Source organism: Streptacidiphilus jeojiensis (assembly GCF_042510965.1).
Lineage (GTDB): Bacteria > Actinomycetota > Actinomycetes > Streptomycetales > Streptomycetaceae > Streptacidiphilus > Streptacidiphilus jeojiensis.
This window is the reverse complement of sequence record NZ_JBEUKS010000012.1, coordinates 232,107-258,376: the sequence shown is the minus strand read 5'-3', so window position 1 is coordinate 258,376 and position 26,270 is coordinate 232,107. Positions and strand designations below refer to the sequence as shown.

Genomic DNA, 26,270 nt, shown 5'->3' with positions numbered 1-26,270 from the left:
GGTCGGCGAGGGGCTCTACCGGGGCGCGGGGCTGGGGTTCGCGCACGCAGTTGATCAAGCACAGCCCCGCGCCCCTAGCCCCGGGGGGTGGGCAGGCTGAGTTCGAACCAGACGGTTTTGCCCATGGGGGTGCGGCGGGAGCCCCAGCGGTCGGCCAGCAGGCTGACCAGCTGGAGGCCCCGGCCGCCCTCGTCGGTGTCGCGGGCGCGGCGCTGGCGGGGCTGGGCGTAGCCGTTGTCCCAGACCTCGCAGACCAGGGTGCGGTCGCGGAGCAGCCGGAGCCGGATGTCACCGCGACCGTGCCGCAGCGCATTGGTGGCTAGCTCGCTGACCAGCAGCTCCACCGTGTCGATCAGGTCGTCCAGGCCGCGGGCCAGCAGCCAGGCGCAGGCCAGCTCGCGGGCCCGGGCGACCGAGGTGGGCTCGGAGGGGAGGGTCCAGTCGCCGACCGCGTCGTCCGGCATGGCGTGCACCCGGGCCATCAGCAGGGCGATGTCGTCCTCGCCGTGGTGCGGGTCCAGTGCGGTGAGCAGGTGGTCGCAGAGGTTCTCCAGCTCGCGCGGCGGCCCGGAGAGGGTGTCCCGCAGCGCGGACAGGCCCTCCTCCAGCTGGTGCTTGCGGGACTCGACCAGGCCGTCGGTGTAGAGGCCGAGCAGGGCGCCGTCCGGCAGCTCGACGGTGACCTCCTCGAACGGTTCGCCGCCGACGCCCAGCGGCAGCCCGGGCGGCACGTCCAGCATCAGCGCCTCCTCGCCGGGGACCCGCAGCACCGGCGGCAGGTGCCCGGCGTTGGCGAAGGTACATCGGCGGGTGACCGCGTCGTAGACGGCGTAGACGCAGGTGGCCAGGTAGAGCTCGACCCGGTCGGAGTCGTCGGGCTCCGGCTCGTTGCCGTCGCCGAGGCCGCGGGCGATCTCGTCCAGGGCGGTGAGCACCTCGGCCGGGTCCAGGTCCAGCATGGCCAGGGTGCGTACCGCGGTGCGGAGTTGGCCCATGGCGACGGCGGCGCGCAGACCGCGGCCCATGACGTCGCCGATCACCAGTGCGGTGCGGTTGCCGGGCAGCTGGATGACGTCGAACCAGTCGCCGCCGACCTCGGTGCCGCTGCTGCCGGGGCGGTAGCGGCAGGCGATCTCCAGCCCGGAGGCGGCCGGGCTGCCCGGGGGCAGCAGGCTGCGCTGCAGGATCAGGGCGCGTTCGTGCTCGCGGCGGTAGAGCCTGGCGTTGTCGATGCAGACCGCGGCGCGGGCCACCAGCTCGTTGGCGATGGCGACGTCGCGGGGGTCGAAGGGTTCGCTGCCCTTGGCGCGGGACAGCTGGACCAGGCCCAGCACGATGTCCCGGGCGACCATGGGGACGATCACGGTGCTGGCGATCATCGGGTCGGGGTCCGGGTTGGCGGGGCCGTTCAGGGTGACGCTGCGTCCGGTGCGCAGCGCCTTGGCGTAGGCGGAGCCGGCCGGGTAGCCGAAGGTGCCGTTGATCTCGGCCCGCGGTCCGCGGTGCTCGGGCTCGGGATGCAGCACCGAGAAGTGCGAGACGGTGCTGGCGGAGGCGACCCGGCGCAGTTCGCCGCCGCCGTCCGGCCGGCCCAGGTGGCCGAGGGCCAGGTCGGTGTCGGCGGCGAGGACGCCCTGGTAGAGGTCGACGGCGGCGACGTCGCAGAAGCCGGGGACGGTGACGTCCAGCAGTTCGCGGGCGGTGGTCTCCAGGTCCAGGGTGGAGCCGATGTGCGCCCCGGCCTCGTTGAGCAGGGCCAGGCTGCGGCGGACGCTGGCTGCCTCGCGCTCGGCCCGCTGACGGCCGGTGACGTCGACGATCTGCCCGGCCACGCCCATCGGCTTGTTGCCCGCGCTGAGCAGCCGGTAGAGCGAGATGGACCAGCGGCGGCGGCCGGGACGGGTCGGCACGGCGCCGTTGAAGCGCAGGTCGACCACCGGCTCGCCGGACTCCATCACCGTGCGCAGCGCCTGCTCCAGCCGCTCCGCCTCGGGGCGCGGCAGCAGGTCCTTGACGGAGAGTCCGTGCAGGTCCACCGGGGTCGCGCCGAGGCCCTCGGCGAAGCTGTCGTTGACCCGCTGGACGGTGAAGTCCCGGTCGAACAGCACGAAGCCGATCGGCGCCTGCCCGAAGACCGCCTCGGAGGCGGCCAGATCGGTCTCGATCCGGCGCAGTTTGCGCAGGTCGACGGCCATGCACACGACGCCGTTGCGGCCGTCCTCGCCCTGCGCGGGCATCAGGTACAGCTCGGCGATGCTCTCGTTGCCGTCACGGTCCCGGTAGGGGGCGGTGCCGACCCACTCCTGGCCGGCCAGGATCTCGGCCATCCGCTCCCGGCCGCGCCGCCACAGCTCGCGCGGGGCGAAGCTGGTGATCGGGTCCCGGCCGACGGCCTCCTCGGCCGGAATGCCGAAGAACTCGGCGGCGCGGTCGCTCCACTGGCTGATCAGGCCGTCAGGACCGATCGCGAAGGCGGCGACCCGTATGTAGTCGTAGATCGAGCCCGGTTCGCCGTGGCCCCAGTTCTCGATCGCCTCGGGGTCGAAGGCGACGGAGGGGGTGGCCGGGGTGGTGGCGGGGGGCGTGCGGGGTGCGGGGTCCATGGCTCCAGAGCCGATGCCGTCGGGGTCCGGGTACGGGTGGGGGTCCGGGTACGGGTCCAGCGCCTGGACCGGATGCCGGGAGGGTCCGGACGGACGGTCGCCGGCAGCCGGGCGCGGAATGCCGCCCCTCCGGTCGTGTTCGGCGGACCTCGGGCCCGTTCCGCTGCCCAGAGGTGCACCACGTGTCGGCGAATCGCTCAACTGCCCGACTCCTCCAGCCTTCGGCACCTGGATGTCGCTGGTCCGAGTATTCATCATCCCGGGGCGGCGGCACACGTCCCAGGACTACACAACATCAAATCGAGGTAAGGAATTGCCAAATCTGTCCCAGCCGGCTCACCTCCGTCACAGGATCCGACCCTGACCCGGCAGAGGAACGGAACCCTACGCCTCAGCCACCCGGAACGGGAGGGTCTGCGGGCAGCGCCTGCTCGAACCAGACCACCTTGCCGGTCCCCTCCGCCCTGGTGCCCCAGCGGTCCGCGAGCCGGTGCACCAGCTGCAGCCCGCGGCCGCCCTCGTCGGTGCCGGCCGAGTCGCGCTCCAGCGGCGGGTCGGCCAACGGGTCGGAGACCTCCACCAGCAGCGTCCGGCCGCGGCTGAGCCGCAGCCCGATCGGCGCCTCCGCGTAGCGGACCGAGTTGGTGACCAGCTCGCTGACCAGCAGCTGGGCGGTGTCGAGCAGCGGCAGCAGGCCCCAGTCCAGCAGCGTGGACCGGACCAGCCGGCGGGCCCGCGAGACGGCGGTGGGCTCGGCAGCCAGGGTCCAGGCCACCGTGAGCGGCGACGGGTCGGGGCCGCCGGCCCGGTCGCCGCCCGCGGAGCCGCTGCTGCCGAGCCTTGCCAGCAGCAGGGCCACGTCGTCCGGTTCCTGCCCGCGCTGCAGGGTGCCGACGACCCGGTCGCACAGCTCCTCGACCGAGGCGTGCGGGCCCTCCAGGACCGTGCTCAACCGCGCGGTGCCGACGTCGATGTCCTCGGTGCGCGACTCGACCAGGCCGTCGGTGTAGAGCACCAGCAGGGTCCCCTCGGCCACGGTCAGCTCCACCGAGGCGAAGGGCACCCCGCCCACCCCCAGCGGGGTGCCCGACGGCAGGTCCAGGACCTGCGCCGGCTCGCCCGCCGGGATCAGCAGCGGTGGGGTGTGCCCGGCCTTGGCCAGCACCAGCCGCCGGCTCGCCGGGTCGTACACCGCGTAGACGCAGGTCGCGATGAGCGCCTCCTCCGGCCCCTGGGCCAGGTCGTCGGCCAGGTCGTGGACGTGCTGGAGCAGCGTCGCCGGCGGCAGGTCGAGGCCGGCCAGGGTGCGCACGGCGGTGCGCAGCCGCCCCATCGTCGCCGCCGCGCGCAGACCGTGGCCCATCACGTCCCCGACCACCAGGGCGACCCGGCCGGCCGGCAGCGGGATCACGTCGAACCAGTCGCCGCCCACCTCGGTGCCGCTGCTGCCGGGGACGTAGCGGTGCGCGATCTCCACCCCGGGCAGCTGCGGCACGGACTGCGGCAGCAGGCTGCGCTGCAGCATCAGCGCCGCGGCGCGCTCGCGGGCGTAGAGCCTGGCGTTGTCGATGGAGGAACCCGCGCGGTCGGCCAGCTCGCCGGCGAAGGCCAGCTCGTCGCGGTCGAAGCCCTCGCGCCGGCCGGCCCGGCTGAGCACCAGCAGCCCGAGCACGATGCCGCGCGCCCGCAGCGGCACCACCAGCATCGAGTGCACCCCGAGCTCGTAGGCGGCCCGCAGCCGGGGGTCGTCCGGGACCGTGGTGTCCTCCAGCAGCACCGGGGATTCCAGCTGTTCGGCGATGCCGCTGCGCAGCACCCGGGCGAACATCGACCCCTCACCCATGGTGACGGGCTCCCCGGGGGTCATCATCGCGTCGGCGAGCGGGCCGGGCTCGGCGGCCGCGGTGCCGCTCATCACCAGCGGGGTGAGCCGGGTGTGCGGGGGGTGCGGCAGGTCGTCGCCGTCGGCGACGGCCCGGAGCAGCACCACCCCGGCGAAGTCGGCCAGCGCCGGGACCAGGGCGGACGCCAGTTCCTGGGCGATCCGGACCGGGTCCAGCAGGTCCCCGATCCTGGAGCCCAGCTCGTTGAGCAGGGCGAGCCGGCGCCGGGCGTGCTCGACCTTGGCGACCGCGCGGTAGCGGTCGGTGACATCCATGATCATCCCGGTGACGCCGAGCACCCGTCCGGTGCGGTCGTGCAGCCGGGAGTAGGAGATGGAGCGGAACCCGGGCTTGCGCGGGTCGGGCCCGGCCACGGTCAGGTCGATCACCGGTTCGCCGGTGGCCAGCACCTGCCGCTGGATCGCGCTGACCTCGTCCGCGGCCCGCTCCGGCAGGGTCTCCCCGGTGGTCCGGCCCAGGTGGTCGGCGATCGGCAGGCCGTTCATCCGGGCCAGGGTGGAGTTGACCCGGACGTAGCGCAACTGCCGGTCGAACACCGCGATGCCCAGCGGCGACTGTTCGAACAGGGCGTCCTGGAGCGCGAGGTCGCGCTCGACCGAACCGAGCTTGCCCGCGTCGGCGAGCCGCGCCAGCACGAAGGGGACGCCCTCCCCGTCCACCAGCAGCGAGAGCCGCGCATCCAGGGCCACCTTCTCGTTGTCGCTGTTGCGGACCATCGCGGGGCCGCGCCAGCCGCCGTCGCGGACCACCGCCGCGATCACCTCGCGGCCGCGCCGCAGCAGTTCCGGATCGCCCCCCAGCAGTGCCTCCAGACCGCGTCCGACCAGGGTCTCGCTGGGCCAGCCGAGGAGTTCCTCGGCCGCAGGGCTCCACAGCACGAACCGGCCGGAGGTGTCCATCATCACGATGGCCACCCGGACCATGTCCAGCACGCTGCCACCGCGCGGGCCGTTCGGGACCGCGGGGTCGGCGGCCGTCGGGTAGGGGGCCGCCGGGCGGGCGCGCAGCTGGGTGGGGGTCTCCGGCTGGTCCGTCCGGGTGGACCGGGGGGACGCGTACGGGGCCTCCGACCGTGCGGCGACGGCCCGGCGGCGCAGTCGGGCATGGGCTGCTGCGCTGCTGGGCCTGCGCCGTGGCTCCCTCACGTGGTCCCCGTCCGGGTAGGGTCGCGGGCCACTCCTCGATGGTGACCGAATACGGGCATACCCTTTCAAACCTCTGCGTACCCCGCCGTTCGGGTCACATGGCGCCGTCGTGGCGCCGCCCTGGCGCCGTCGCGGTCAGCCGGCCGCGGTCAGGCGGCGCCGGTCAGGCGGCGCCGGTCAGCCTCAGGGACACCTCGGGGAGGGCGAAGCGGTCCTGGTCCAGCCAGTCCACCTGGTCCAGCTCGGCGGCGGAGAGCCAGCGGAGCTCGGAGTGGTCCTGCAGCGGGGCGGGGGTGCCGGCCAGCAGCTCGGCGGTCCAGATGTGCAGCTCCAGGCCGGCCCGGACCGGCCAGGCGCCGGGGATCCGCTCCAGCGCCCTGGCCTCGATCCCGAGCTCCTCGCGCAGCTCGCGCACCAGCGCCTGGGCCGGGGTCTCCCCCGGCTCGGTCTTGCCGCCGGGGAACTCCCAGCGCCCGGCGGTCTCGGCGGGCGCGCTGCGCCTGGCCGCGAGCACCCGGCCCCGGTGCAGCAGCGCCCCGCCGACGACGATCCGCGTCTCCCTGGTGGTCATGGGGCAGAACTCTACGGCCGCCCAGGACAGCAGGGTCGGGACGGCACCGTCAGGACTGCACGATCAGGACTGCACGGTCGGCATCCCCAGCAGCACCGGTCCCTCGGCCCGGGCCGCCCTGGTGCAGCTGTCGTGGCAGTCGGCGTCCAGACTGCAGCAGAGCGAGCAGATGGTGCCCTCGTGGTGCGGGCAGTCCGCGGTGTCCGGCAGCTCGTAGGCGCCCTCGCAGACCACGCAGGTACGGGTCTCGACGACCGCCCCCGGCTCCACGCTCCGCTCCGCCGCCAGCGCGTCCGGGTTGGCCCGGGCCAGGTAGTAGCGGCCCCCGGTGGCCCAGGCGATCAGCGGACTGCAGGCCATCGCCAGGACCAGCGCGATGAACGGCGAGAACGCCTTGGCATAGCTGCCGAGTTGGCCGTAGAAGGCGACGATGGAGACGGCGGCGGCGATGCACATGGCGCCGAAGCCGACCGGGTTCACCGCGTACAGGTAGGCGCGCTTGAACTCGATGTACTTGGGGCTCAGGCCGAGCGGCTTGTTGATCACCAGGTCGGCGGTGACCGCGCCGATCCAGGCGATGGCGACGTTGGAGTAGAAGCCGAGCAGGGTGTTCAGGGCGCTGAACATGTTCAGCTCCATCAGCAGCAGCGAGATGCCGCAGTTGAGGAAGATGTACCAGACCCGGCCCGGGTGACGGTGGGTCAGCCGGGAGAAGAAGTTGGACCAGGACAGCGACCCCGAGTAGGCGTTGGTCGAGTTGATCTTCACCTGGGAGACGATCACGAACAGCCCGGCGAGCGGCAGGGCGGCCGCACCGAACCAGGGCCGCAACGCCTCCACGTACGGCGCGATGGGCTCCAGCGCCTTGGTGTTGCCGACCACGCCCAGCGCGCTGAAGGCCAGCAGCGCGCCGCCGAGCTGTTTGGCCGCGCCGATGACCACCCAGCCCGGGCCGGCCGCGAGCACGGCGAAGTTCCAGCGGCGCGAGTTGGCGGCGGTCTTCTGCGGCATGAAGCGCAGGTAGTCGGCCTGTTCGCCGATCTGCGCGATCAGCGACAGGGCGATACCGGTGCCCAGGCCGAAGCCCATGACCGTGAACCCGGAACCGACCCCGTGGACCCCGCCGAAGTGGGTGAACGCCGAGAAGGTGTGCGGGCTGTGGACGGCCAGGATCACGAACGGCAGGATCAGGCCGACGATCCACAGCGGCTGGGTCCAGGCCTGCATCCTGGCGATCCAGGCCATCCCCTTGAACACGATCGGGATGACGATCAGCGTGGTCAGCAGGTAGCCGATGGGCATCGGGATGTGCAGCACCTGGTGGAAGGCCTGCGCCATGATGGAGCCCTCAAGGGCGAAGAAGATGAAGGTGAAGCTGGCGTAGACGAGCGAGGTCAGCGTGGAGCCGAAGTAGCCGAAACCGGAGCCCCGGGTCAGCAGGTCCATGTCCACGCCGTTGGCGGCGCAGGCGCGGGCGATGGGGATCCCGGTGAGGAAGATGACGGCGGCCGCGGCCAGGATCGCGGCCAGGGCGTTGGTGAACCCGTACGACATGACGATGCCGGCGCCGATGGCGTAGTCCGCGAGGTAGGCGATGCCGCCGAGGGCGGTGGTCGCCACCGCCAGCGGCGACCAGCGGCGGAAGGAGTGCGGCGCGTAGCGGAGCGAGTAGTCCTCCAGCGACTCGTCGGCGGCGGACTTGGCGTAGGACCTGCGGGGAGCGTCAGGCTCGGTGGCGGTTGCTGCGGTGTCGGTCATCACGGCTCCTGGTGAGTGTCGGCGTCGTGGTGTCGCTCGGGTACTGCTGTGGCCGACACGCTAGGTAACGCGTGTAAAGCGGGGAGTGCACAAGGCGTTTCCAGTACGTGACAGGAACCGGTCATGAACGTCCGGGAAAGGGCTCCCGGCGCGGAACCGGATTGAGCTGTGCGCGTACACACCTGCGGGCGCCGCCCCGGAGATGGCGCAATGGAAGCACAGGAAGGAGCCACCGATGTCCGAGCCCCAGCCCGTCCCGCTCCCCCGCGCCGACCAGGTCGACCTGCGCCCGCCCGACCGCGCCGAGACGGTGCGCATCATCCGCGGCCTCAAGGGCGCCCTGTCGGGCGCGGGCGGACTGACCGAGCTTCAGAAACTGCTGCTGCGGGCGGTGTCCCGGTCGATGACCGGCTTCGAGGTCGACCCCGACACGGTCGAACCGCTCGACGCCCGCGGCCTGGCCGAGGCCCTGGCCGCGCGCAACGAGATCTTCCGCACCCGGGTGCTGCAGCTGATGCTGCTCGGCGAGCTGGTGCTGAACCCGCCGCCGGAGGACGTGTGCGTGGCGATCGGCGGGTACGCCCAGGCGATGGGGGTGGACGACGGGATGCGCGAGGTCGCCAAGGACTACGCCGAGGGCGCACTGGGCCTGGCCCTGACCGACTTCGAGCGCAACGGCTACACCGCCGGCTGGGACGCCGACCGCTCCACCCAACTGCACGCCCGCAGCGCCCTCACCGAGCCCTGGCAGCAGGTGGCGGACGACCCGGAGCTCGCCGCCCGCTGGGCCGCGCTGGCCCACTGCCCCGAGGGCTCGCTGGGGCTGGGGGTGCACCGCTTCTACCGGGCCAGGGGGTTCGTCCACCCGGGCCTGCCGGACAGCGCACCCCCGTACCTGGCCCAGCACGACTGGGTGCACGTGGTGGCCGACTACGGCACCACCCTGGAGTCCGAGTTGGAGGTCTTCGGCCTGATCGGCCGGGGTATCCCGGACCCGCGCGGCTTCTCGCTGCTGGCGATGGTGCTCGGCCTGTTCGAGACCGGGCTGCTGGCACGCGCCGCCGGGCTGTTCGAGGCCGACGCGGGCCACCTCTCCCGCGAGGGGGTGGCCCTGCGCCTCGGCGACGCGATGCGCCGGGGCGCGGTCACCGGGACCGATCTGCTCGGCATCGACTGGTTCGACCTGGCGGACCTGCCGGTCGAACGGGTCCGGCGCGACCTGGGCCTGCCGGAGAAGGACCCGCTGGCGGTCCGGGCCGGCTCGGTCGGCCCCTGGAGCCCCGGCGGCATCTCCCCCTTCCAGCGCGGCTCCGGGATGAAGCTCGCCGCCGCGGAGGGACGCCGCTACGACTCCTACGGCGCGGATCTCTGAACGTCGGACGCCGACGCCCCTCTAGGCGCCTTCCGGCTCCGGCGCGGTGTCCTTGGCGAAGCAGCAGAACTCGTTGCCCTCCGGGTCGGCCAGGACGTCCCACTCGATGTCGCCGCCGATCGGGCGGACCAGGGTGGCGCCGAGGGCGACCAGCTCGTCGGTGCTGCCGACGACGTCCAGGTGCATCCGGTTCTTCAGCGACTTGGCCTCGGGCACCGGATTGACCCAGATCAGCGGACCCGCGCCGGACGGGTCTTCGATCGGGATGGAGCCGCCGTCGTCGGGCCCGTCCCAACGGCGCCGGTACCCCATCGCCGTGCACCACCAGTCGGCCAGCGCGGGGGCGTCGTTGGCGTCCAGGCACAGGTCCTTGAAACGTGCTGTGGGCATCGCTTACCTCCGGGTCCGAGGGCCGACCCGCCCCGCCGGGGCGCAGTCCCGTCGAGGCTAGCGACGGACCGGCCGGACGGCACCGCGATTTTCCGGCAGCCAGGGGCGCCGGGCGCTGGAGATGCGGACTGCGCGCCGGGCGCTGATGCTGGTGGGGTCAGTAATCCGTGAGGAGGACCGTCATGTCCGTGCTCGACAAGATCAAGGGTGCGCTCAAGGGTCACGAAGCCCAGGCGAATCAGGCCGTCGACAAGGCCGGCGACATGATCGACCAGAAGACCGGCAACAAGTTCCAGAGCCAGGTCGACATGGTCCAGGACCAGGCCAAGAAGCAGATCGGCGAGACACCCCCGACCGACGGCTCCTGACCGCGTTGGCCACCCCTGGCCACTGCTGATCCCGTCCGCCCCACCGCCCGCCCGGCATCCCAGCCGGACGGGCGGTGGCGCGCGCTCCGATCGGTTCCCGGCTCAGCTGCCCATCGGGCGCCGGATCCGGTTGCCCGCCAGCTGGCCGCCGTCGATCGGGATCAGGGTGCCGGTGATGAACGAGGCCTGCTCGGAACAGAGCCAGACCACGGTCGCGGCCACCTCGTCGACGCGGCCGATGCGGCCCATCGGCACCGCCATCGCGGCTCCGCGCCGGGCCTCGGGGCCGGCCGCCTCCAGGTGGTGGGTCAGGATCGGGCCCGGCGCCACCGCATTGACGCGTACGCCCTGGTCGGCGTAGTCGAGCGCGGCGACCTTGGTCAGCCCGATGATCCCGGCCTTGGCCGCGCTGTAGGCGGCCAGCCCGGAGACGCCGTGGGTGCCGGCCGTCGACGCCATGTTGACCACCGCGCCGCCGCCGGCCGCGAGCATGGCCGGGATCTGGTACTTCATGCCCAGGAAGGTGCCGCGGATGTTGGTCCGGATGCCGCGGTCGAAGTCGTCCGGGTCGATCTCGGCCAGCGGGGCCGGGCGCGGTCCGTCGGTGGCGTTGTTGAAGGCGGCGTCGAGCCTCCCGTAGGCGTCCACCGCCTGCCGCACCAGGTCGGCGCTCGACTCGGCGTCGCCGACATCCGTGCGCACGGCGAGCGCCCGGCCGCCCTCGGCGCGGATCTCCTTGGCCAGCGCCTCGATCGCGTCGCCGTCCCGCGCCCCGAGCACGACGGCGGCCCCGGCCCGCGCGAACGCCAGCGCGGTGGCCGCGCCGATGCCCTTGCTGGCCCCGGCGACCAACGCGACCGCGCCGTCGAGAGGGCGACCGGTCGAACTGGTTCCGGTGCTGCTGCTGGTACTGGTACCGGTCATGGCAGTACTCCGCTCCTCGCGGTCCGTTAGATACCTCATCATTAGATATCTAACGGTTAGAAGTCAATGCTAAAGTCGGCCCATGAGCACCCCGCCGATCCCCTTCCGCACACCCGTCGGCCTCCGGCTGGCAGCGACCGCGAAGGCGGTCAGCCGCGCCTTCGACGAGGAGATGGCCGCCGCCGGGGGCTCGATGGCGATCTGGCAGGTGCTGATCGCGGTCAAGAGCCGGCAGACCGGCAACCAGCGCGAACTCGCCGCGTCCATGGGCATCCAGGGGGCCACCCTCACCCACCACCTCAACGGCATGGAGAAGTCCGGCCTGGTCACCCGCGCCCGCAACCCGGAGAACCGCCGCGTCCACGCGGTCGAACTCACCCCGGCCGGCGAGGAGCTCTTCCTCCGGCTCCGCGAGGTCGCCTTCGGCTTCAACCACCGCCTCCGCGACGGCCTCACCGACGAGGACCTGACCCGGTTCGAGCACACCCTCGCCCGCCTCGCAGCCAACGCCACCCCGGAGCACTGAGCCCCGGCACTGCCGCGTGTTCGTCGGGATCGGTAAGCCCGAACCGCTGAAGTAGCACTTGCCCGGCGCGTGGTCACGCCGGATCGACGACGAGCACCGACTCGTCCACCTCGTCACGGACCGGGAAATCAGTCGCTGTAGTGGTAGCGGGCCTTGAGGATCTTCACTTCTTTGTCGTCAGCCCGGTATACAAGCCGGTGTTCATCGTCGATTCGGCGCGACCAGTAGCCGGACAGATCCCCCTTGAGCGGTTCAGGCTTACCCGCGCCGGTGAACGGATCCCGCTGGATCTCCCCGATCAGGCGTGTGATCCGCTTGGCCTTCTTTCTGTCCGCACCGAGCCAGAAGAGGAAGTCCTCCCAGGCGCCCGGGTCGAAGTGGACGCTCCTCACGCATCACCAGCCAGAGCTTCCAACTCAGCCATCGTCTTGGTGACGACCGTGTACCCCGCCTTGTCCCGGGCGACGGCCTCCATGAGGCGCCGGGCGTTGGCTGGCGACCGCAGGAGATAGATCGTCTCCTGCCACGAGTCGAAATCCTCGGCAGACATGAGCACGACGTCGCCCGCCTTGGATGAAATCCGCACCGGCGCATGGTCGTCATTGACCTGCTGTATGAGGGGGAACAGCCGAGAACGGGCCTCGCTGGCACTGATCGTCATGCACGCCACCTCCAGTATTGTACTTGTTTACGGTACCACTCTCGTACCTAAATCTCGTACCGAATGTAGATCACGCACCACACCCCGGCCGACCTCAGCGATCGGCGCAGTGGCCATCATGATCGAATGGTCGCTATTGCCTCTGCAGCCGCTGCCCTTGCGGGAGGCCCGGCTTGACCGGCCCAGCTCGAAACGTCGAGTACCCACCAGCATGAGGAAGCAGGTCCGCAATGGAAATCAGGCGGTTCGTTCCGGTTGAGGCGTCCGAAGCCGAGTTCGCCGGCTTTCACGAGCTGACTCTGGCGTCCATAGCGGTCGACCGCCCCGACGCCCCCGTGCCGTCCCGCGAGGCGGTCGTCGCGGACCTGCTGGAGCCGGTCACGGGTCCGGGGCCGTCACTGTTCTGGACCGCGCACCGGAGCGGCCGCCTGGCCGGGGTGGCGGACGTGCACCTGCCCGAGGCCGAGAACGGTCACATCGCCTCCGTGCGCATCACGGTCGATCCGGCGTCGCGCCGCCGGGGCATCGGCACGGCGCTGTTGCGCGAAGCCCTGCCCGAGCTCCGCCGTCGCGGGCGGACCCTGGTGGTCTGCCACGGGGTGACCGAGGGCGGCGACGGGGAGAAGTGGGCCTACGCGCTGGGATTCCGCCAGGTGCACCGCCGGGTGCTGCAGCGGCTGATGATCGCCGACGTCGATCCCGGGCTGTGGGAGGTCCAGGCGCCGAGCGGCTACCACTTGGAGCAGTGGCTCGCAGCGGCGCCGGCATCGCTGGTGGACTCCTTCGCCCGGGCGCGCGGCGCCATCCACGACGCACCCGTGGGCACATCGAGCTACTCCACTCCCCGGTGGGACGCCAAGCTGGTGCGCGAGGAGGAGCGGGACTGGGCCGCGCGAGGCTTCGAGTACTTCGTCGCGGCCGCCTGCGACGAAGGCGGACAGGTCGTCGGGCTGACGGAGTTGGTGCGCCATCCGAACCAGCCGGGCGACGGATGGCAGCAGTACACCGCCGTCTTGCCGGAGCACCGAGGCAGGGGGCTCGGGCGGTTCGCCAAGGCAGCGATGATGCGCCGGCTCGTGGCGGAACGCCCGCAGATGGTGTGGATCAGCACCTCGACCGGGGCCGAGAACACCCACATGATCGAGGTGAACCTCCGGCTCGGCTACACCACCGTCCGCACCGTGGTCGTGGTCGAGGCCGGGCTGGACGCCCTGGAGACCCGACTGCGGCAGGACCGTACCCCACGATGATGATGCCCGGGTCCGACCGGGCGTCATCTTATCCAGCACATATCCAGCATGGGTGGTGGAACGGGGCCGTTGGCATATGCGCAAACCCCGCCCCACCTGCAGATCGGCGAACTGCACCAACCCGTGACAGAGCGGGCGCTACACGTTGAAGCGGAACTCGACGACGTCGCCGTCTTGCATGACGTAGTCCTTGCCCTCGATGCGGGACTTGCCCTTGGCGCGGGCCTCGGGGATGGAGCCGCACTCGACCAGGTCGTCGTAGGAGACGATCTCGGCCTTGATGAAGCCCTTCTGGAAGTCGGTGTGGATGACGCCCGCGGCCTCCGGGGCGGTGGCGCCCTTCTTGATGGTCCAGGCGCGGACCTCCTTGGGACCCGCGGTGAGGTAGGTCTGCAGGCCCAGGGTCTCGAAGCCGACCCGGCCGAGGGTGGCCATGCCGGCCTCCTCCTGGCCCATGGACTGGAGCAGTTCCAGGGCCTCGTCCTCGTCCATGCCGATCAGCTCGGACTCGATCTTGGCGTTGAGGAAGATGGCCTCGGCGGGGGCCACCAGGGCGCGCTGGGCCTCCTTGAAGTCCTCGTCGGTCAGCTCGTCCTCGTCCACGTTGAAGACGTAGAGGAAGGGCTTGACGGTCAGCAGGTGCAGCTCGCGGACCGAGTCGCGGTCGAAGCCGGACTCGAAGAGGGTCTTCCCGGAGTTCAGCACCGCCTGGGCCGCCTCGGCGGCCTTGAACAGGGTCGCCGACTCCTTCTTGAGGCGGGACTCCTTCTGCAGCCGCGGCAGCACCTTCTCAATGGACTGCAGGTCCGCCAGGATCAGCTCGGTGTTGATGGTCTCGATGTCGTCCTTGGGCGAGACCTTGCCGTCGACGTGGACCACGTCCGGGTCCTCGAAGGCCCGGATGACCTGGCAGATCGCGTCGGACTCGCGGATGTTCGCCAGGAACTTGTTGCCCAGGCCCTCGCCGACGCTGGCGCCGCGGACGATGCCGGCGATGTCCACGAAGTCCACCGTCGCCGGGAGGATCCGCTGCGATCCGAAGATCTTCGCCAGCACCGCGAGGCGCGGGTCCGGGACGCCGACGACGCCGACATTGGGCTCGATCGTCGCGAACGGGTAGTTGGCCGCCAGCACGTCGTTCTTGGTCAGGGCGTTGAAGAGCGTGGACTTGCCGACGTTCGGCAGGCCCACGATTCCGATCGAAAGCGACATGTGGCGAGATCCTGGTGGAGGAGGCAGCCCGGAGGCGACGAGAGGACAAGGGGTCGGTGCCCCAGTCTACGGAGGTTCGCGGGGACGTTAGGCACAGTGGGTGACGGTGACGCGGCACCGGCGTGTCCGTCACAGGGAGTGGCGTTCATCCGACCGTACGTTGGACTCGTGGAGTACCGACGCATGTCTGACGCACGCACCACCGACCGCCCCGGGAGCGCAGCAGTCCCCGGGCGGGCCGCCGCCGTGCCCGGACCGGCACGCTCCCACGACCCCGAGGCCGGCCCCGGGCCGCGTACCCCGGAACAGCGGGGCGGCGGCGCCCGCCGGCCCGCCGCGCGGCCCGCGCAGCGGGCGGGTGCCGGACCGCGGACGCCGCACCGGCTGACCGCGGTGGGCGGCGCCGTGGTCACCCTCGGTGCGACCTTCCTGGGCGGGGCGCTGGACTTCTGGCTGTTCGGCGGCTCCGGCATCGTGATGGGGCTCGCCTATGTCGCCGCCTGCTTCCAGGTCGCGGTGCGGGTGCGTCCTGCGGATCTGGCGGTCGCCCCGATCAGCGGGCCGATCGCGTTCGCGATCACGCTGTTGGTGCTGGGCGGTGGGCCCGGCGGGTTCGTCGGACGGATCGTCAGCCTGGCCACCGGGCTGGCCCTGCAGGCGGGGTGGCTGTTCACCGGCACCGCGATCTCTGCGGTGATCGCGTTGGCCCGCCATATCGCCCTCGGCCGGGCCCGCCGCCGGGGCTGACGTACTGTTCTCGGCTGCGGACCGTAAGTGGCTGATCGCGCAGTTCCCCGCGCCCCTGGGGGCACGGGGAACGGACCGGTCAGCCCAGCTTCGAGGCGGCCATCGCTGCCCCGACGATCCCCGCATCGTTCTGCAGCTGCGCCGGCACGATCTCCGCGCGCAGCGGCTTGAGCAGGGGCAGGAACTTGTCGGCCTTGCGGCTCACCCCACCGCCGATGATGATCAGCTGCGGTGAGAACAGCTGCTCCACCATGGCGAAGTAGTCGTCGAGCCGCTCCGCCCAGTGCGCCCAGCTCCAGTCGTGCTCCTCCTTGGCCGCCGAGGAGGCGTGCTTCTCCGCGTCCTTGCCGTGCAGCTCCAGGTGGCCCAGCTCGGTGTTGGGCACCAGCGCGCCGTCGATGAACAGCGCGCTGCCGATGCCGGTGCCCAGGGTGAGCAGCAGCACCACGCCCTTGCGGTCCTTGCCCGCGCCGTAGGCGACCTCGGCCATGCCGGCCGCGTCGGCGTCGTTGACCACGGCCACCGGCAGGCCGAGGGCCTCCGAGAACAGCGCCCTGGCGTCCAGGTCGATCCAGCCCTTGTCGACATTGGCGGCGGTACGGGTGTGCCCGTCCACCACCACGCCGGGGAAGGTCAGACCGACCGGGCCCTGCCAGTCGAAGTGGCGGACCACTTCCTGAACCGCACCGACCACCGCTTTCGGCTCGGACGGGTGCGGGGTGAGCACTTTGTGCCGTTCCTGGGCGAGGGCGCCCCGATCCAGGTCGGCGGGCGCCCCCTTGATGCCCGAGCCGCCGATGTCCACACCGAAGACGTTCACGTCGAGAATCCCCTGTTCGTCGTTGAACCCGATAACGCCAACGTAGGACCTACCCCGCCAAGCCGCCTCACGTACGTGAATCAGTGCGGGCCCTACTTGCCTGCGGCCTCCGCGCGGAGGTCCCGGCGGAGCTCCTTGGGCAGGGAGAACTGAATGTGCTCGTCCGCGGTGCGGACCACCTCGACGTCGCCGAAGCCCCGCGCGGCCAGCCACTCCAGCACGCCGTCGACCAGGATCTCCGGGACCGAGGCGCCGCTGGTGACGCCGATGGTGCTGACGCCCTCCAGCCAGGCCTCGTCGATCTCGTCGGCGAAGTCGACCAGGTGGGCGGCCTTGGCGCCGGCCTCCAGGGAGACCTCGACCAGCCGCACCGAGTTGGAGGAGTTGCGCGAACCGACCACGACGACCAGGTCGGACTCGGCCGCGATCTGCTTGATCACGACCTGCCGGTTCTGCGTGGCGTAGCAGATGTCGTCGCTGGGCGGGCTGGTCAGCAGCGGGAAGCGGGTCTTCAGCGCGCCGACGGTGGCCATCGCCTCGTCCACCGAGAGCGTGGTCTGCGACAGCCACACCACCTTGGACTCGTCCCTGACCTGCACCTTGTCGACGTCGCCGGGACCGTCCACCAGGTGGGTCCGCTCGGGCGCCTCGCCCATCGTCCCGATGACCTCCTCGTGGCCCTCGTGGCCGATCAGCAGGATGTCGTAGTCCTCCTCCGCGTAGCGGAGGGCCTCCTTGTGCACCTTGGTGACCAGCGGGCAGGTGGCGTCGATGGTGGCCAGCTTGCCGCGCTGGGCCTCGTCGTGGACCGAGGGGGCCACGCCGTGGGCCGAGAAGACCACGATGTTGCCCTCGGGGACCTCCTCGGTGGCGCCGACGAAGATGACGCCCTTCTTCTCCAGCGTCTGCACGACGTACTTGTTGTGGACGATCTCGTTGCGGACGTAGATGGGGGCCCCGTACTGCTCCAGAGCCTTCTCCACGGCGATGACGGCACGGTCGACACCGGCGCAGTAGCCCCGCGGGGCGGCGAGCAGGACACGGCGGGATGCGGTAGCAGGCATGGTGCCCAGCCTACCGGCAGGGGGCGCCGGCCCCCTGGGCGACCGGACGGCCGGGGCCGGTCGTGGCTCTCGGCACTGTCGGACCCTGCCGATAGTCTCGACTCATGGCCTTGGACACTTCGGCGGACACCCCCATCCCGGTGGCGAAGGTGTCCCAGCTCATCGGCGGCTGGATCAACCGTCTCGGCGCGGTCTGGGTGGAGGGTCAGATCACCCAGCTGAGCCGGCGTCCCGGCGCCGGGGTGGTCTTCCTGACGCTGCGTGACCCCTCCGAGGACGTCTCGCTCTCGGTGACCTGCTACCGGGCCGTCTTCGACCCGGTGGCGGAACTGGTGACCGAGGGTTCGCGGGTGGTCGTGCACGCCAAGCCCGAGTGGTACGGGCCGCGCGGCACGCTTTCGCTGCGCGCCGCCGAGATCCGCCTGGTCGGTCTGGGCGACCTGCTGGCGCGGCTGGAACTGCTGAAGCGCACGCTGGGCGCGGAGGGGCTGTTCGCCGCCGAGCGCAAGAAGCCGCTGCCGTTCCTGCCGCAGTGCATCGGCCTGGTGACCGGGCGCGCGTCCGCCGCCGAGCGCGACGTGCTGCAGAACGCGCGGCGGCGCTGGCCCGCGGTCCGCTTCGAGGTCCGCAACGTCCCGGTGCAGGGCGTGCACGCGGTCCCCGAGGTGATCGCGGCCGTCAAGGAGCTGGACGAGCATCCGGACGTGGACGTGATCATCGTCGCCCGGGGCGGCGGCAGCGTGGAGGACCTGCTGCCGTTCTCCGACGAGCAGCTGGTCCGCGCCGTCGCGGCGGCCCGGACCCCGGTGGTCAGCGCCATCGGCCACGAGCCGGACCAGCCGCTGCTGGACTTCGTCGCCGACCTGCGGGCCTCCACCCCCACCGACGCCGCCAAGCGGGTCGTCCCCGACGTGCGGGAGGAGCTGTCCCGGGTGCACGGGCTGCGCGACCGGGCCAGGTACGGCATCCAGGCCCGGCTGGAGCGGGAGCGCAGCGGGCTGGCCTCGGTGCGCAGCCGGCCGGTGCTGGCTGCGCCCCACCGGATGGTGGACGAGCGGGCCGCCGAGCTGAGCACCCTGCTGGACCGTTCCCGGCGGACCCTGGGCCACCGGCTGGACCGGGCCGTCTCCGAGCTGGAGCACACCCTGGCCCGGGTGGTCGCCCTCTCCCCCGCGGCGACGCTGCAGCGCGGGTACGCGGTGCTGCAGCGGGAGGGCGGCGCGGTGGTGCGCGACCCGGCACAGGTCGCCTCCGGCGAGCGGCTGCGGGCCCGGGTCGCCGAGGGCGAGTTCGCGGTGACGGTGGATCAGGGCTGAGCCCGCGCCGGACTGCTGCGGGCGTCGGGCCGAAATGTCGGTGGCGGCCCCTACGCTGGGGGCATGGCAAAGAAGTCGGCGGGTGAGGCAGCGGTGGACGACACCCTGGGCTACGAGCAGGCGCGGGACGCCCTGCTGGAGGTCGTCCGGACGCTGGAGACCGGGGGGACGTCGCTGGAGGAGTCGCTGGCCCTGTGGGAGCGCGGGGAGCAGTTGGCGAAGACCTGCGAGCGCTGGCTGGACGGCGCAAAGGCCCGGCTGGACGCCGCACTGGCCGAGGGCGAGGAGCAGTCCGAGACGGACTGAGCGCTGCCGACCTGGGGTGATCCACGTCACGCGGGCTGGGGTCCCCTTGGGAAATAGTTGAAAGTTCACCTATGTTGGTACCCGTGACGGCGGCGCACCTGCCGTCCCTCCACAGGTACACATCGCAAAGGTGAATCATGTCTGACGCTCTGGTACTCGACGCCGCCGCCCAGGATCTGCTGTTCCGCGAGGCCCGCACCGCCAACACCTTCACTGACGAGCCGGTCAGCGACGAGCAGATCCAGGCGATCTACGACCTGGTGAAGTTCGGCCCGACCGCGTTCAACCAGCAGCCGCTGCGCATCGTCCTGGTCCGCTCCGCCGAGGCCCGTGAGCGCCTGGTCGGCCACATGGCCGACGGCAACAAGGCCAAGACCGCCACCGCGCCGCTGGTCGCCGTCGTCGCCGCCGACCACGAGTTCCACGAGGAGCTGCCGGCCCAGTTCCCGGCCTTCCCGCAGGCCAAGGACCTCTTCTTCACCGAGCGTCCGGTCCGCGAGGCCTCCAGCTCCTTCAACGCCGCCCTCCAGGTCGGCTACTTCGTCGTCGGCATCCGCGCCGCGGGCCTGGCCGCCGGCCCGATGACCGGCTTCGACGCCGCGGGGATCAACAAGGACTTCTTCCCGGACGGCGACCACTCCGTGCTGGCCGTCATCAACATTGGTAAGCCCGGTGCCGACGCCTGGTACCCGCGCAACCCGCGCCTGACCTTCGACGAGGCCGTCACCACCGTCTGACACCGGGTGTGCGAATGCCCCGGCCGTGTTCACGGCCGGGGCATTCGTGCGTCGTGCTACTTCAGCGTCGCGGCGAACTTCTCCAGGCCGGCGAAGGACTCGGTGCCGGTCACCACCGTGGTCACCTTGTCGGTCTGCAGCACCAGGGCCCGGTAGCGGTCACCCTGGTAGTGGCTCCAGACCTGGCCGTCGACCGTGCTGGTGGCGGTCTGCTTCACGCCGTTGGTCGTCGCGTCCGCGAGGAATGCGGCCGCCGGGCCGTTGCTCTGGCGCACCGCGACGTACTGCTTGGCCGGGTCGATGAAGCCGAGCGTCCACTCGGCGTTCTGCGGGTCGGCGCCGTCGTACTCGACGGCCGTGGCGTTCCAGCCGGAGGGCAGCCCGGTCGGCGCCAGCACCTGGTACGGGGCCGCGCGCTCGGCCGAGTCCAGTGCGGCCTGGTACTGCACCGGGTGCACCCCGTCGCCGCCGCTGTGCGGGACGAAGTAGTAGATCACGAAGCCCGCCGCCATCACCGCGAGCAGCGACAGGATCATGTCGCGCACGGACTTCCCGGCCATGCCCGGCCGCTTCTGGGTCTTGGTGGGTGCTGTCCCGGTCTGCGCCGGCGCGCTCTCAGTTGCCACGCCTCCATGGTGGCCCATGCCCCGCGGGGGTGTCCGCACCGGGGTGCCGAACCGCCGCATTCCGGGCCCCGACCGGGGCCGATGCCGTGTGCCGCCTGGTCGGGGTGCCCCAGGCCACAGACATCCGCGCAGGTCACGGATAGGCTCGCAGCACCCTCATCCGGCCGTCGTCGTACAAGAGAGGTACGCAACCGATGACCGAAAACCAGCACCACAACCACGCTCTTCCCTCATCCCTGGAGGTCGCCCCCGAGGCGCCCGATCGCAACCTCGCCCTCGAACTCGTCCGCGTGACCGAGGCCGCCGCCATGGCGGCCGGCCGCTGGGTAGGACGTGGCGACAAGAACGGCGCCGACGGCGCCGCCGTTCGCGCCATGCGCACCCTGGTCCAGACCGTCTCCATGAACGGCGTCGTCGTGATCGGCGAGGGCGAGAAGGACGACGCGCCCATGCTCTTCAATGGCGAGCGGATCGGCGACGGCACCGGTGCCGAGTGCGACGTCGCCGTGGACCCGGTGGACGGCACCACCCTCACCGCCAAGGGCATGCCCAACGCGGTCGCGGTGCTCGCCGTCGCCGACCGGGGCACCATGTACGACCCCAGTGCGGTCTTCTACATGGACAAGCTGGTCGCCGGCCCGGACGCGGCCGGACTGGTCGACATCACCGCCCCGGTCGAGCACAACGTCCGCGCGGTGGCCAGGGCCAAGGGCTCCGCGCCCGAGGACGTCACGGTGGTGCTGCTGGACCGCCCGCGGCACGAACAGCTGGCGGCCGAGATCCGGGCCACCGGCGCCCGGATCAAGTTCATCTCGGACGGCGACGTGGCCGGCGCCGTCATGGCCGTCCGCGAGGGCACCGGCGTCGACCTGCTGCTGGGCATCGGCGGGACGCCCGAGGGCATCATCGCGGCCTGCGCCATAAAGTGTCTGGGCGGTGTGATCCAGGGCCGGCTGTGGCCCAAGGACGAGGCGGAGCGCCGCAAGGCGCTGGACGCCGGACACGACCTGGACCGGGTGCTGCACACCGACGACCTGGTCAGCGGCGACAACGTGTTCTTCGTCGCCACCGGGATCACCGACGGCGAGCTGCTGCGCGGCGTGCACTACAAGTCGGAGACGGCGACCACCAGTTCACTGGTGATGCGGTCCAAGAGCGGGACCATCCGACAGATCGACAGCACCCACAAGCTGTCCAAGCTGCGTGCCTACAGCGCGATCGACTTCGACCGTGCCCGCTAGGCGGTAGCCCAGAACTGACGGGCGCTCAGCCCGCGGCGGCGATCTGGCTGCCGACCCGCGCCGCCTCCCGGAGCTCCTGCTCCCGGCGGCGGCGCCGGGCGAGCACCACCCGGCGCTCGGCGGCGGTCAGGCCGCCCCAGACGCCGTAGGGCTCGGGCTGCAGCAGCGCGTGCTCCCGGCACTCCAGCAGCACCGGGCAGCGGGCGCAGACCCGCTTCGCCTGCTCCTCGCGCGCCAGCCGGGCCGCCGTCGGCTCCTTCGAGGGGGCGAAGAACAGGCCCGCCTCGTCGCGGCGGCAGGCCGCGTTGGAATGCCATGGGCTGTCATCCGCCGGTCCGCGTTGTGCCGGGACGTGTGCAACATGCGCACGGGGGTCGTCCATACGGGCCTGTATCGGATGAAGCACGACGCACTCCTGACGACAGCGGCGAATGCTCGGTGTGTGAGGCCAGAACTACCCCGCCGCCGACCGATTCATGCATTGCGCACACAATCCGACGCCCGGTTCGTCAGCCCTCGCCGGCGTCCAGGAACTTGCGCGCCTTCTCCCGTGCTTTCGCCGCGAGCTTGTTCGGCTTGCGGCGCTTCGCCTCGACCCCGCCGAACACCGCGGCACCCTTGATGGTCACCACCGGGCCGTGCGGATCGGGGCTCTCCTGCTGCTTCACGTCGAAGCCGCCGAAGATCCCGGCACCGCCGCCGCGCAGGGTCACATGCTCCGGGACCTTGATCTCCACGCCGCCGAAGACCGCCGTGCAGTGGATCTCCAGCTCCGGTGCGTCGAACACCGCCTCGGTCAGGTCGATCTCCACCCCGCCGAAGATCGCCACGGCCTTGAGCATCCGCCCGGCCCGGAAGCGGCCCTTGCGCTCGGCCCCGCCGAAGATCGCCACCATGGACTCAGGCTCGGAGCGGGACGGCAGCGGGGGCCGGCCGGACTGCGGCGCCGGCCGCGCGGCGGTGGAGGCCGCGCCGGCCGTCGGCATCCCCTGCTGGGTGGCGTGGTGCGAGGGCAGGTCCCGGGTCAGCGGCACCAGCTCGCCCAGGGTCTTCGCCGCGTACACGGCGTCCACCCGCTCGCCGTGCTCCTCCGCGGTCAACCGGCCCTCCGCGTACGCCTCGCGCAGCGCCTCGGCGACACGTTCGCGGTCGGCGTCGGAAGCACGCAGTTCGGCCGCCGCCGGGTCGGCGTAGGGCTTCTTCAACGGATCCGGAACGGGCTTCGGCACGGGTGAGTTGTCCACAGGGTGAGGATAGTCACCCTGCCACCCTCCATGACAGCCCCGGCAGCCCCGATCAGTACCCTGGGGAGGGCTCCGCCACGGCTGCCGGAGCTCGGAGCCCGCCGCCGAGCTCCGATCGCCGAAGAATGAGGACCCACGATGCCGGACTTCGCCTACACCGACCTGCTGCCGCTCGGCACGGACCCCACCCCGTACCGGCTGCTCACCAGCGAGGGTGTCTCCACCTTCGAGGCGAACGGGCGGCGCTTCCTGCAGGTCGAGCCCGAGGCGCTGCGGCTGCTCGCGACCGAGGCGATGCACGACATCTCGCACCTGCTGCGCCCGGCGCACCTGGCCCAGCTGCGCCGCATCCTGGACGACCCCGAGGCCAGCCCCAACGACCGCTTCGTCGCCCTGGACCTGCTGAAGAACGCCAACATCGCGGCCGGCGGCGTGCTGCCGATGTGCCAGGACACCGGCACCGCGATCGTGATGGGCAAGCGCGGCCAGAACGTCCTCACCGAGGGCGGCGACGAGGCGGCGCTCTCCCGCGGCATCTACGACGCCTACACCAAGCTCAACCTGCGCTACTCGCAGATGGCCCCGCTGACCATGTGGGACGAGAAGAACACCGGCAGCAACCTCCCGGCGCAGGTCGAGCTGTACGCGACCGACGGCGACGCCTACAAGTTCCTCTTCATGGCCAAGGGCGGCGGCAGCGCCAACAAGTCGTACCTCTACCAGGAGACCAAGGCGATCCTCAACGAGTCGTCGATGATGGCTTTCCTGGAGCAGAAGATCCGCTCGCTGGGGACGGCCGCCTGCCCGCCGTACCACCTGGCGATCGTGGTCGGCGGCACCAGCGCCGAGTTCGCCCTGAAGACGGCCAAGTACGCCTCGGCCCACTACCTGGACACCCTCCCCACCGAGGGCTCCCCCACCGGCCACGGTTTCCGCGACCTGGAGCTGGAGGCGCGGGTGCAGGAGCTGACCCAGAAGATCGGCATCGGCGCCCAGTTCGGCGGCAAGTACTTCTGCCACGACGTCCGGGTGATCCGGCTGCCCCGGCACGGGGCCTCGCTGCCGGTCGCGATGGCCGTCTCCTGCTCGGCCGACCGCCAGGCGCTGGGCAAGATCACCGCCGAGGGCGTCTTCCTGGAGCAGTTGGAGACCGACCCGGCCAAGTACCTCCCGGAGACCACCGACGAGCACCTGGACGACGCGGTGGTGCGGATCGACCTCAACCAGCCGATGAGCGAGATCCGCAGCGAGCTGAGCAGGCACCCGGTGAAGACCCGGCTGTCGCTGACCGGCACGCTGGTCGTCGCGCGCGACATCGCCCACGCCAAGATCAAGGAGCGGCTGGACGCGGGCGAGGGCATGCCGCAGTACCTCAAGGACCACCCGGTCTACTACGCCGGCCCGGCCAAGACCCCCGAGGGCTACGCCTCCGGCTCCTTCGGCCCGACCACGGCGGGCCGGATGGACTCCTACGTCGACCAGTTCCAGGCGGCCGGCGGCTCCATGGTCATGCTGGCCAAGGGCAACCGCTCCCAGCAGGTCACCGACGCCTGCGCCAAGCACGGCGGCTTCTACCTCGGCTCCATCGGCGGCCCTGCCGCCCGGCTCGCCCTGGACTGCATCAAGAAGGTCGAGGTGCTGGAGTACGCCGAGCTCGGCATGGAGGCGGTCTGGCGGATCGAGGTCGTCGACTTCCCGGCCTTCGTGGTCGTCGACGACAAGGGCAACGACTTCTTCACCGACCCGGGGGCGGCGGCGCAGCCGCTGATCACCAGCATTCCGGTGCGCTAGGTCCTGTCTGGAGTTCCGGCGTGGAGGAAGGAGCGGCGTTCGGTGCGTGTCCTCGGCGTGCCGGACGAAGGCCCTTGTAGCGGAGCTACCTGGGCCTTTGGCCGGTGCGGCGAGGGCGCGTGCCGGGCGTCGGGACGCCGCGCCGGAACTCCAGACAGGACCTGGTTCCTCCGGACGGGGGTGGGGCCGGGGAACACCAGCTCCGCCCCCGTCGCTGTGGGTAGACGGAGGTCATGACCATGAACATGGATGCAACCGACGGCTACCGGATCGAGCACGACTCGATGGGCGAGGTGCGGGTTCCCAAGGACGCCAAGTGGGGGGCGCAGACCCAGCGGGCGGTGGAGAACTTCCCCGTCTCCGGGCAGCGGCTGGAGCGGGCGCACATCGAGGCGCTGGCGCGGATCAAGGCGGCGGCGGCCCGGGTCAACGGTGAGCTCGGGGTGCTGGACGGCGACGTGGCCGAGGCCGTCGCCGCAGCGGCCGAGGAGGTGGCGTCGGGGCGCTGGGACGGGGAGTTCCCCATCGACGTGTTCCAGACCGGTTCCGGGACCTCGTCCAACATGAACGCCAACGAGGTGATCGCCGCGCTGGCCGCCGAGCGGCTGGGGGCGCCGGTGCACCCCAACGACCACGTCAACGCCAGCCAGTCGTCCAACGACGTCTTCCCCAGCTCGATCCACATCGCGGCCACCGCCGCCGTCACCCATGACCTGGTCCCCGCCCTGGAGCACCTGGCCGAGGCGCTGGAGCGCAAGGCGGTGGAGTTCGCGGCCGCGGTGAAGTCCGGACGGACCCATCTGATGGACGCCACCCCGGTGACCCTGGGGCAGGAGTTCGGCGGGTACGCCGCCCAGGTCAGGTACGGCGTCGAGCGGCTGCGGGCGACGCTGCCCCGGGTGGCCGAGCTGCCGCTGGGCGGGACGGCCGTGGGCACCGGGATCAACACCCCGCCCGGCTTCTCGGCCGCGGTGATCGCCGAGGTCGCCCGGGCCACCGGGCTGCCGCTGACCGAGGCGCGGAACCACTTCGAGGCACAGGGCGCACGGGACGGCCTGGTGGAGCTGAGCGGCCAGCTGCGCACCGTCGCGGTCGGCTTCACGAAGATCGCCAACGATCTGCGCTGGATGGGCTCGGGACCGCGCACCGGGCTGGGCGAGATCAACCTGCCCGACCTCCAGCCCGGCTCGTCGATCATGCCGGGCAAGGTCAACCCGGTGATCCCCGAGGCCGTGGTGATGGTCGCCGCGCAGGTGGTCGGCAATGACGCGACGGTGGCCACGGCCGGCGCCGCGGGCAACTTCGAGCTCAATGTGATGCTGCCGGTGATCGCCAGGAACCTGCTGGAGTCGGTCCGGCTGCTGGCCAACGTCGCCCGGCTGCTGGCCGACCGCACGGTGGACGGCATCACCGCCAACGTGGGGCGGATGCGCGAGCTGGCCGAGTCCTCGCCCTCGGTGGTCACCCCGCTGAACCGCTACATCGGCTACGAGGAGGCGGCGAAGGTCGCCAAGCAGTCGCTGACCGAGCGGAAGACGATCCGTCAGGTGGTGCTGGAGCGCGGCTACGTCGAACGCGGCGAGCTGACGGAGCAGCAGCTGGACACGGCCCTGGACGTGCTGGGCATGACCCGGCCCTGACCGCGCGTGGGGGAAGCGGTCAGGGCCGGGCCGTGGGGGGGCGGCGGGGGGGGG

The 26,270-nt window shown here is 71.6% G+C and carries 25 protein-coding genes and 1 pseudogene; 12 read left to right on the top strand and 14 right to left on the bottom strand.

Annotated features, from left to right (window positions below; translation table 11 throughout):
• Positions 1–74 precede the first annotated feature (74 nt).
• The 4 genes from ABUW04_RS30010 to ABUW04_RS29995 all read right to left on the bottom strand — a co-directional run bounded on the left by ABUW04_RS30010 (position 75) and on the right by ABUW04_RS29995 (position 7,981).
• Positions 75–2,603, bottom strand: a complete 2,529-nt coding sequence (locus ABUW04_RS30010) for a SpoIIE family protein phosphatase (RefSeq protein ID WP_380567580.1) — start codon at positions 2,601–2,603, stop codon at positions 75–77.
• A 391-nt stretch (positions 2,604–2,994) separates the two neighbouring features.
• Positions 2,995–5,652, bottom strand: coding sequence for a SpoIIE family protein phosphatase (locus ABUW04_RS30005; RefSeq protein ID WP_380567578.1), 2,658 nt, complete (start codon positions 5,650–5,652; stop codon positions 2,995–2,997).
• A 163-nt stretch (positions 5,653–5,815) separates the two neighbouring features.
• Positions 5,816–6,223, bottom strand: coding sequence for a (deoxy)nucleoside triphosphate pyrophosphohydrolase (locus tag ABUW04_RS30000; RefSeq protein WP_380567576.1), 408 nt, complete (start codon positions 6,221–6,223; stop codon positions 5,816–5,818).
• 63 nt (positions 6,224–6,286) lie between these two features.
• A complete protein-coding gene (locus ABUW04_RS29995) occupies positions 6,287–7,981 on the bottom strand; it encodes a purine-cytosine permease family protein (RefSeq protein WP_380567575.1) in 1,695 nt (564 codons plus the stop codon).
• A gap of 235 nt (positions 7,982–8,216) precedes the next feature.
• Between ABUW04_RS29995 and ABUW04_RS29990 the strand changes: the two genes are divergently transcribed.
• The gene (locus ABUW04_RS29990) at positions 8,217–9,353 is read left to right on the top strand and encodes a hypothetical protein (protein ID WP_380567574.1); all 1,137 of its coding nucleotides are present in this window, start codon (positions 8,217–8,219) and stop codon (positions 9,351–9,353) included.
• A 21-nt stretch (positions 9,354–9,374) separates the two neighbouring features.
• Here ABUW04_RS29990 and ABUW04_RS29985 read toward each other — a convergent pair whose 3' ends face one another.
• Complete coding sequence (locus ABUW04_RS29985; RefSeq protein WP_030257766.1) at positions 9,375–9,743, bottom strand: VOC family protein; 369 nt, start codon at positions 9,741–9,743, stop codon at positions 9,375–9,377.
• A gap of 182 nt (positions 9,744–9,925) precedes the next feature.
• Here ABUW04_RS29985 and ABUW04_RS29980 point away from each other — a divergent pair, with 182 nt between their 5' ends.
• Complete coding sequence (locus ABUW04_RS29980) at positions 9,926–10,111, top strand: antitoxin (protein WP_030257769.1); 186 nt, start codon at positions 9,926–9,928, stop codon at positions 10,109–10,111.
• 102 nt (positions 10,112–10,213) lie between these two features.
• Here ABUW04_RS29980 and ABUW04_RS29975 read toward each other — a convergent pair whose 3' ends face one another.
• Positions 10,214–11,035 (bottom strand): SDR family NAD(P)-dependent oxidoreductase, encoded by an 822-nt coding sequence (locus tag ABUW04_RS29975; RefSeq protein WP_380567572.1) that lies wholly within the window; start codon positions 11,033–11,035, stop codon positions 10,214–10,216.
• Between the two features lie 82 nt (positions 11,036–11,117).
• On the opposite strand from ABUW04_RS29975, the gene ABUW04_RS29970 reads away from it, so the two are divergent.
• Together ABUW04_RS29970 and ABUW04_RS29965 are read left to right on the top strand one after the other, a co-directional pair.
• On the top strand, positions 11,118–11,561 hold the full coding sequence (locus ABUW04_RS29970; protein WP_380567570.1) for a MarR family winged helix-turn-helix transcriptional regulator: 444 nt from the start codon (positions 11,118–11,120) through the stop codon (positions 11,559–11,561).
• 19 nt (positions 11,562–11,580) lie between these two features.
• Positions 11,581–11,718, top strand: a pseudogene (locus tag ABUW04_RS29965) (Txe/YoeB family addiction module toxin); the annotation flags it as partial.
• Here the strand turns inward: ABUW04_RS29965 and ABUW04_RS29960 are convergent.
• Together ABUW04_RS29960 and ABUW04_RS29955 are read right to left on the bottom strand one after the other, a co-directional pair.
• Positions 11,690–11,953 carry a Txe/YoeB family addiction module toxin gene (locus tag ABUW04_RS29960; RefSeq protein WP_030257777.1) on the bottom strand — a complete coding sequence of 88 codons (264 nt, stop codon included), beginning with the start codon at positions 11,951–11,953 and terminating at the stop codon, positions 11,690–11,692. The pseudogene ABUW04_RS29965 and the gene ABUW04_RS29960 sit on opposite strands and share 29 nt — an antisense overlap.
• Positions 11,950–12,222 carry a type II toxin-antitoxin system Phd/YefM family antitoxin gene (locus ABUW04_RS29955; RefSeq protein WP_030257780.1) on the bottom strand — a complete coding sequence of 91 codons (273 nt, stop codon included), beginning with the start codon at positions 12,220–12,222 and terminating at the stop codon, positions 11,950–11,952. Before ABUW04_RS29955 ends, ABUW04_RS29960 begins: the two co-directional genes overlap by 4 nt.
• A gap of 230 nt (positions 12,223–12,452) precedes the next feature.
• On the opposite strand from ABUW04_RS29955, the gene ABUW04_RS29950 reads away from it, so the two are divergent.
• On the top strand, positions 12,453–13,472 hold the full coding sequence (locus ABUW04_RS29950) for a GNAT family N-acetyltransferase (protein WP_380567569.1): 1,020 nt from the start codon (positions 12,453–12,455) through the stop codon (positions 13,470–13,472).
• 138 nt (positions 13,473–13,610) lie between these two features.
• Here ABUW04_RS29950 and ychF read toward each other — a convergent pair whose 3' ends face one another.
• Positions 13,611–14,684, bottom strand: coding sequence for a redox-regulated ATPase YchF (gene ychF, locus ABUW04_RS29945; protein ID WP_380567567.1), 1,074 nt, complete (start codon positions 14,682–14,684; stop codon positions 13,611–13,613).
• Between the two features lie 183 nt (positions 14,685–14,867).
• Here ychF and ABUW04_RS29940 point away from each other — a divergent pair, with 183 nt between their 5' ends.
• A complete protein-coding gene (locus ABUW04_RS29940; protein ID WP_084714761.1) occupies positions 14,868–15,431 on the top strand; it encodes a DUF6542 domain-containing protein in 564 nt (187 codons plus the stop codon).
• A 79-nt stretch (positions 15,432–15,510) separates the two neighbouring features.
• On the opposite strand, the gene ppgK is transcribed toward ABUW04_RS29940, so the two are convergent.
• A complete protein-coding gene (gene ppgK / locus ABUW04_RS29935) occupies positions 15,511–16,251 on the bottom strand; it encodes a polyphosphate--glucose phosphotransferase (protein WP_030257795.1) in 741 nt (246 codons plus the stop codon).
• Between the two features lie 92 nt (positions 16,252–16,343).
• Positions 16,344–17,315: a 4-hydroxy-3-methylbut-2-enyl diphosphate reductase gene (locus tag ABUW04_RS29930; protein ID WP_030257798.1), complete on the bottom strand. Its 972-nt coding sequence runs from the start codon at positions 17,313–17,315 to the stop codon at positions 16,344–16,346.
• Between the two features lie 104 nt (positions 17,316–17,419).
• Between ABUW04_RS29930 and xseA the strand changes: the two genes are divergently transcribed.
• The 3 genes from xseA to ABUW04_RS29915 all read left to right on the top strand — a co-directional run bounded on the left by xseA (position 17,420) and on the right by ABUW04_RS29915 (position 19,674).
• Positions 17,420–18,631 (top strand): exodeoxyribonuclease VII large subunit, encoded by a 1,212-nt coding sequence (gene xseA, locus ABUW04_RS29925; RefSeq protein WP_030257799.1) that lies wholly within the window; start codon positions 17,420–17,422, stop codon positions 18,629–18,631.
• A 63-nt stretch (positions 18,632–18,694) separates the two neighbouring features.
• The gene (locus tag ABUW04_RS29920) at positions 18,695–18,937 is read left to right on the top strand and encodes an exodeoxyribonuclease VII small subunit (RefSeq protein ID WP_030257802.1); all 243 of its coding nucleotides are present in this window, start codon (positions 18,695–18,697) and stop codon (positions 18,935–18,937) included.
• Between the two features lie 137 nt (positions 18,938–19,074).
• Entirely contained in the window at positions 19,075–19,674 is a 600-nt protein-coding gene (locus ABUW04_RS29915; protein ID WP_380567565.1) for a malonic semialdehyde reductase, read from the top strand.
• Positions 19,675–19,730: 56 nt separating this feature from the next.
• Here the strand turns inward: ABUW04_RS29915 and ABUW04_RS29910 are convergent, their stop codons facing one another.
• Positions 19,731–20,300: a DUF4245 domain-containing protein gene (locus ABUW04_RS29910; protein WP_232242343.1), complete on the bottom strand. Its 570-nt coding sequence runs from the start codon at positions 20,298–20,300 to the stop codon at positions 19,731–19,733.
• 194 nt (positions 20,301–20,494) lie between these two features.
• On the opposite strand from ABUW04_RS29910, the gene glpX reads away from it, so the two are divergent.
• Positions 20,495–21,541 carry a class II fructose-bisphosphatase gene (glpX, locus tag ABUW04_RS29905; protein ID WP_030257808.1) on the top strand — a complete coding sequence of 349 codons (1,047 nt, stop codon included), beginning with the start codon at positions 20,495–20,497 and terminating at the stop codon, positions 21,539–21,541.
• A gap of 25 nt (positions 21,542–21,566) precedes the next feature.
• Here the strand turns inward: glpX and ABUW04_RS29900 are convergent, their stop codons facing one another.
• Positions 21,567–21,923, bottom strand: a complete 357-nt coding sequence (locus ABUW04_RS29900) for a WhiB family transcriptional regulator (protein WP_030257810.1) — start codon at positions 21,921–21,923, stop codon at positions 21,567–21,569.
• Positions 21,924–22,050: 127 nt separating this feature from the next.
• On the bottom strand, positions 22,051–22,785 hold the full coding sequence (locus tag ABUW04_RS29895; protein WP_380567564.1) for a DUF1707 SHOCT-like domain-containing protein: 735 nt from the start codon (positions 22,783–22,785) through the stop codon (positions 22,051–22,053).
• Positions 22,786–22,923: 138 nt separating this feature from the next.
• On the opposite strand from ABUW04_RS29895, the gene ABUW04_RS29890 reads away from it, so the two are divergent.
• Both ABUW04_RS29890 and ABUW04_RS29885 read left to right on the top strand, forming a co-directional pair.
• Positions 22,924–24,576, top strand: a complete 1,653-nt coding sequence (locus ABUW04_RS29890) for a fumarate hydratase (protein WP_380567563.1) — start codon at positions 22,924–22,926, stop codon at positions 24,574–24,576.
• Between the two features lie 245 nt (positions 24,577–24,821).
• The gene (locus tag ABUW04_RS29885) at positions 24,822–26,216 is read left to right on the top strand and encodes a class II fumarate hydratase (protein WP_380567634.1); all 1,395 of its coding nucleotides are present in this window, start codon (positions 24,822–24,824) and stop codon (positions 26,214–26,216) included.
• The last annotated feature ends 54 nt before the right edge of the window (positions 26,217–26,270 follow it).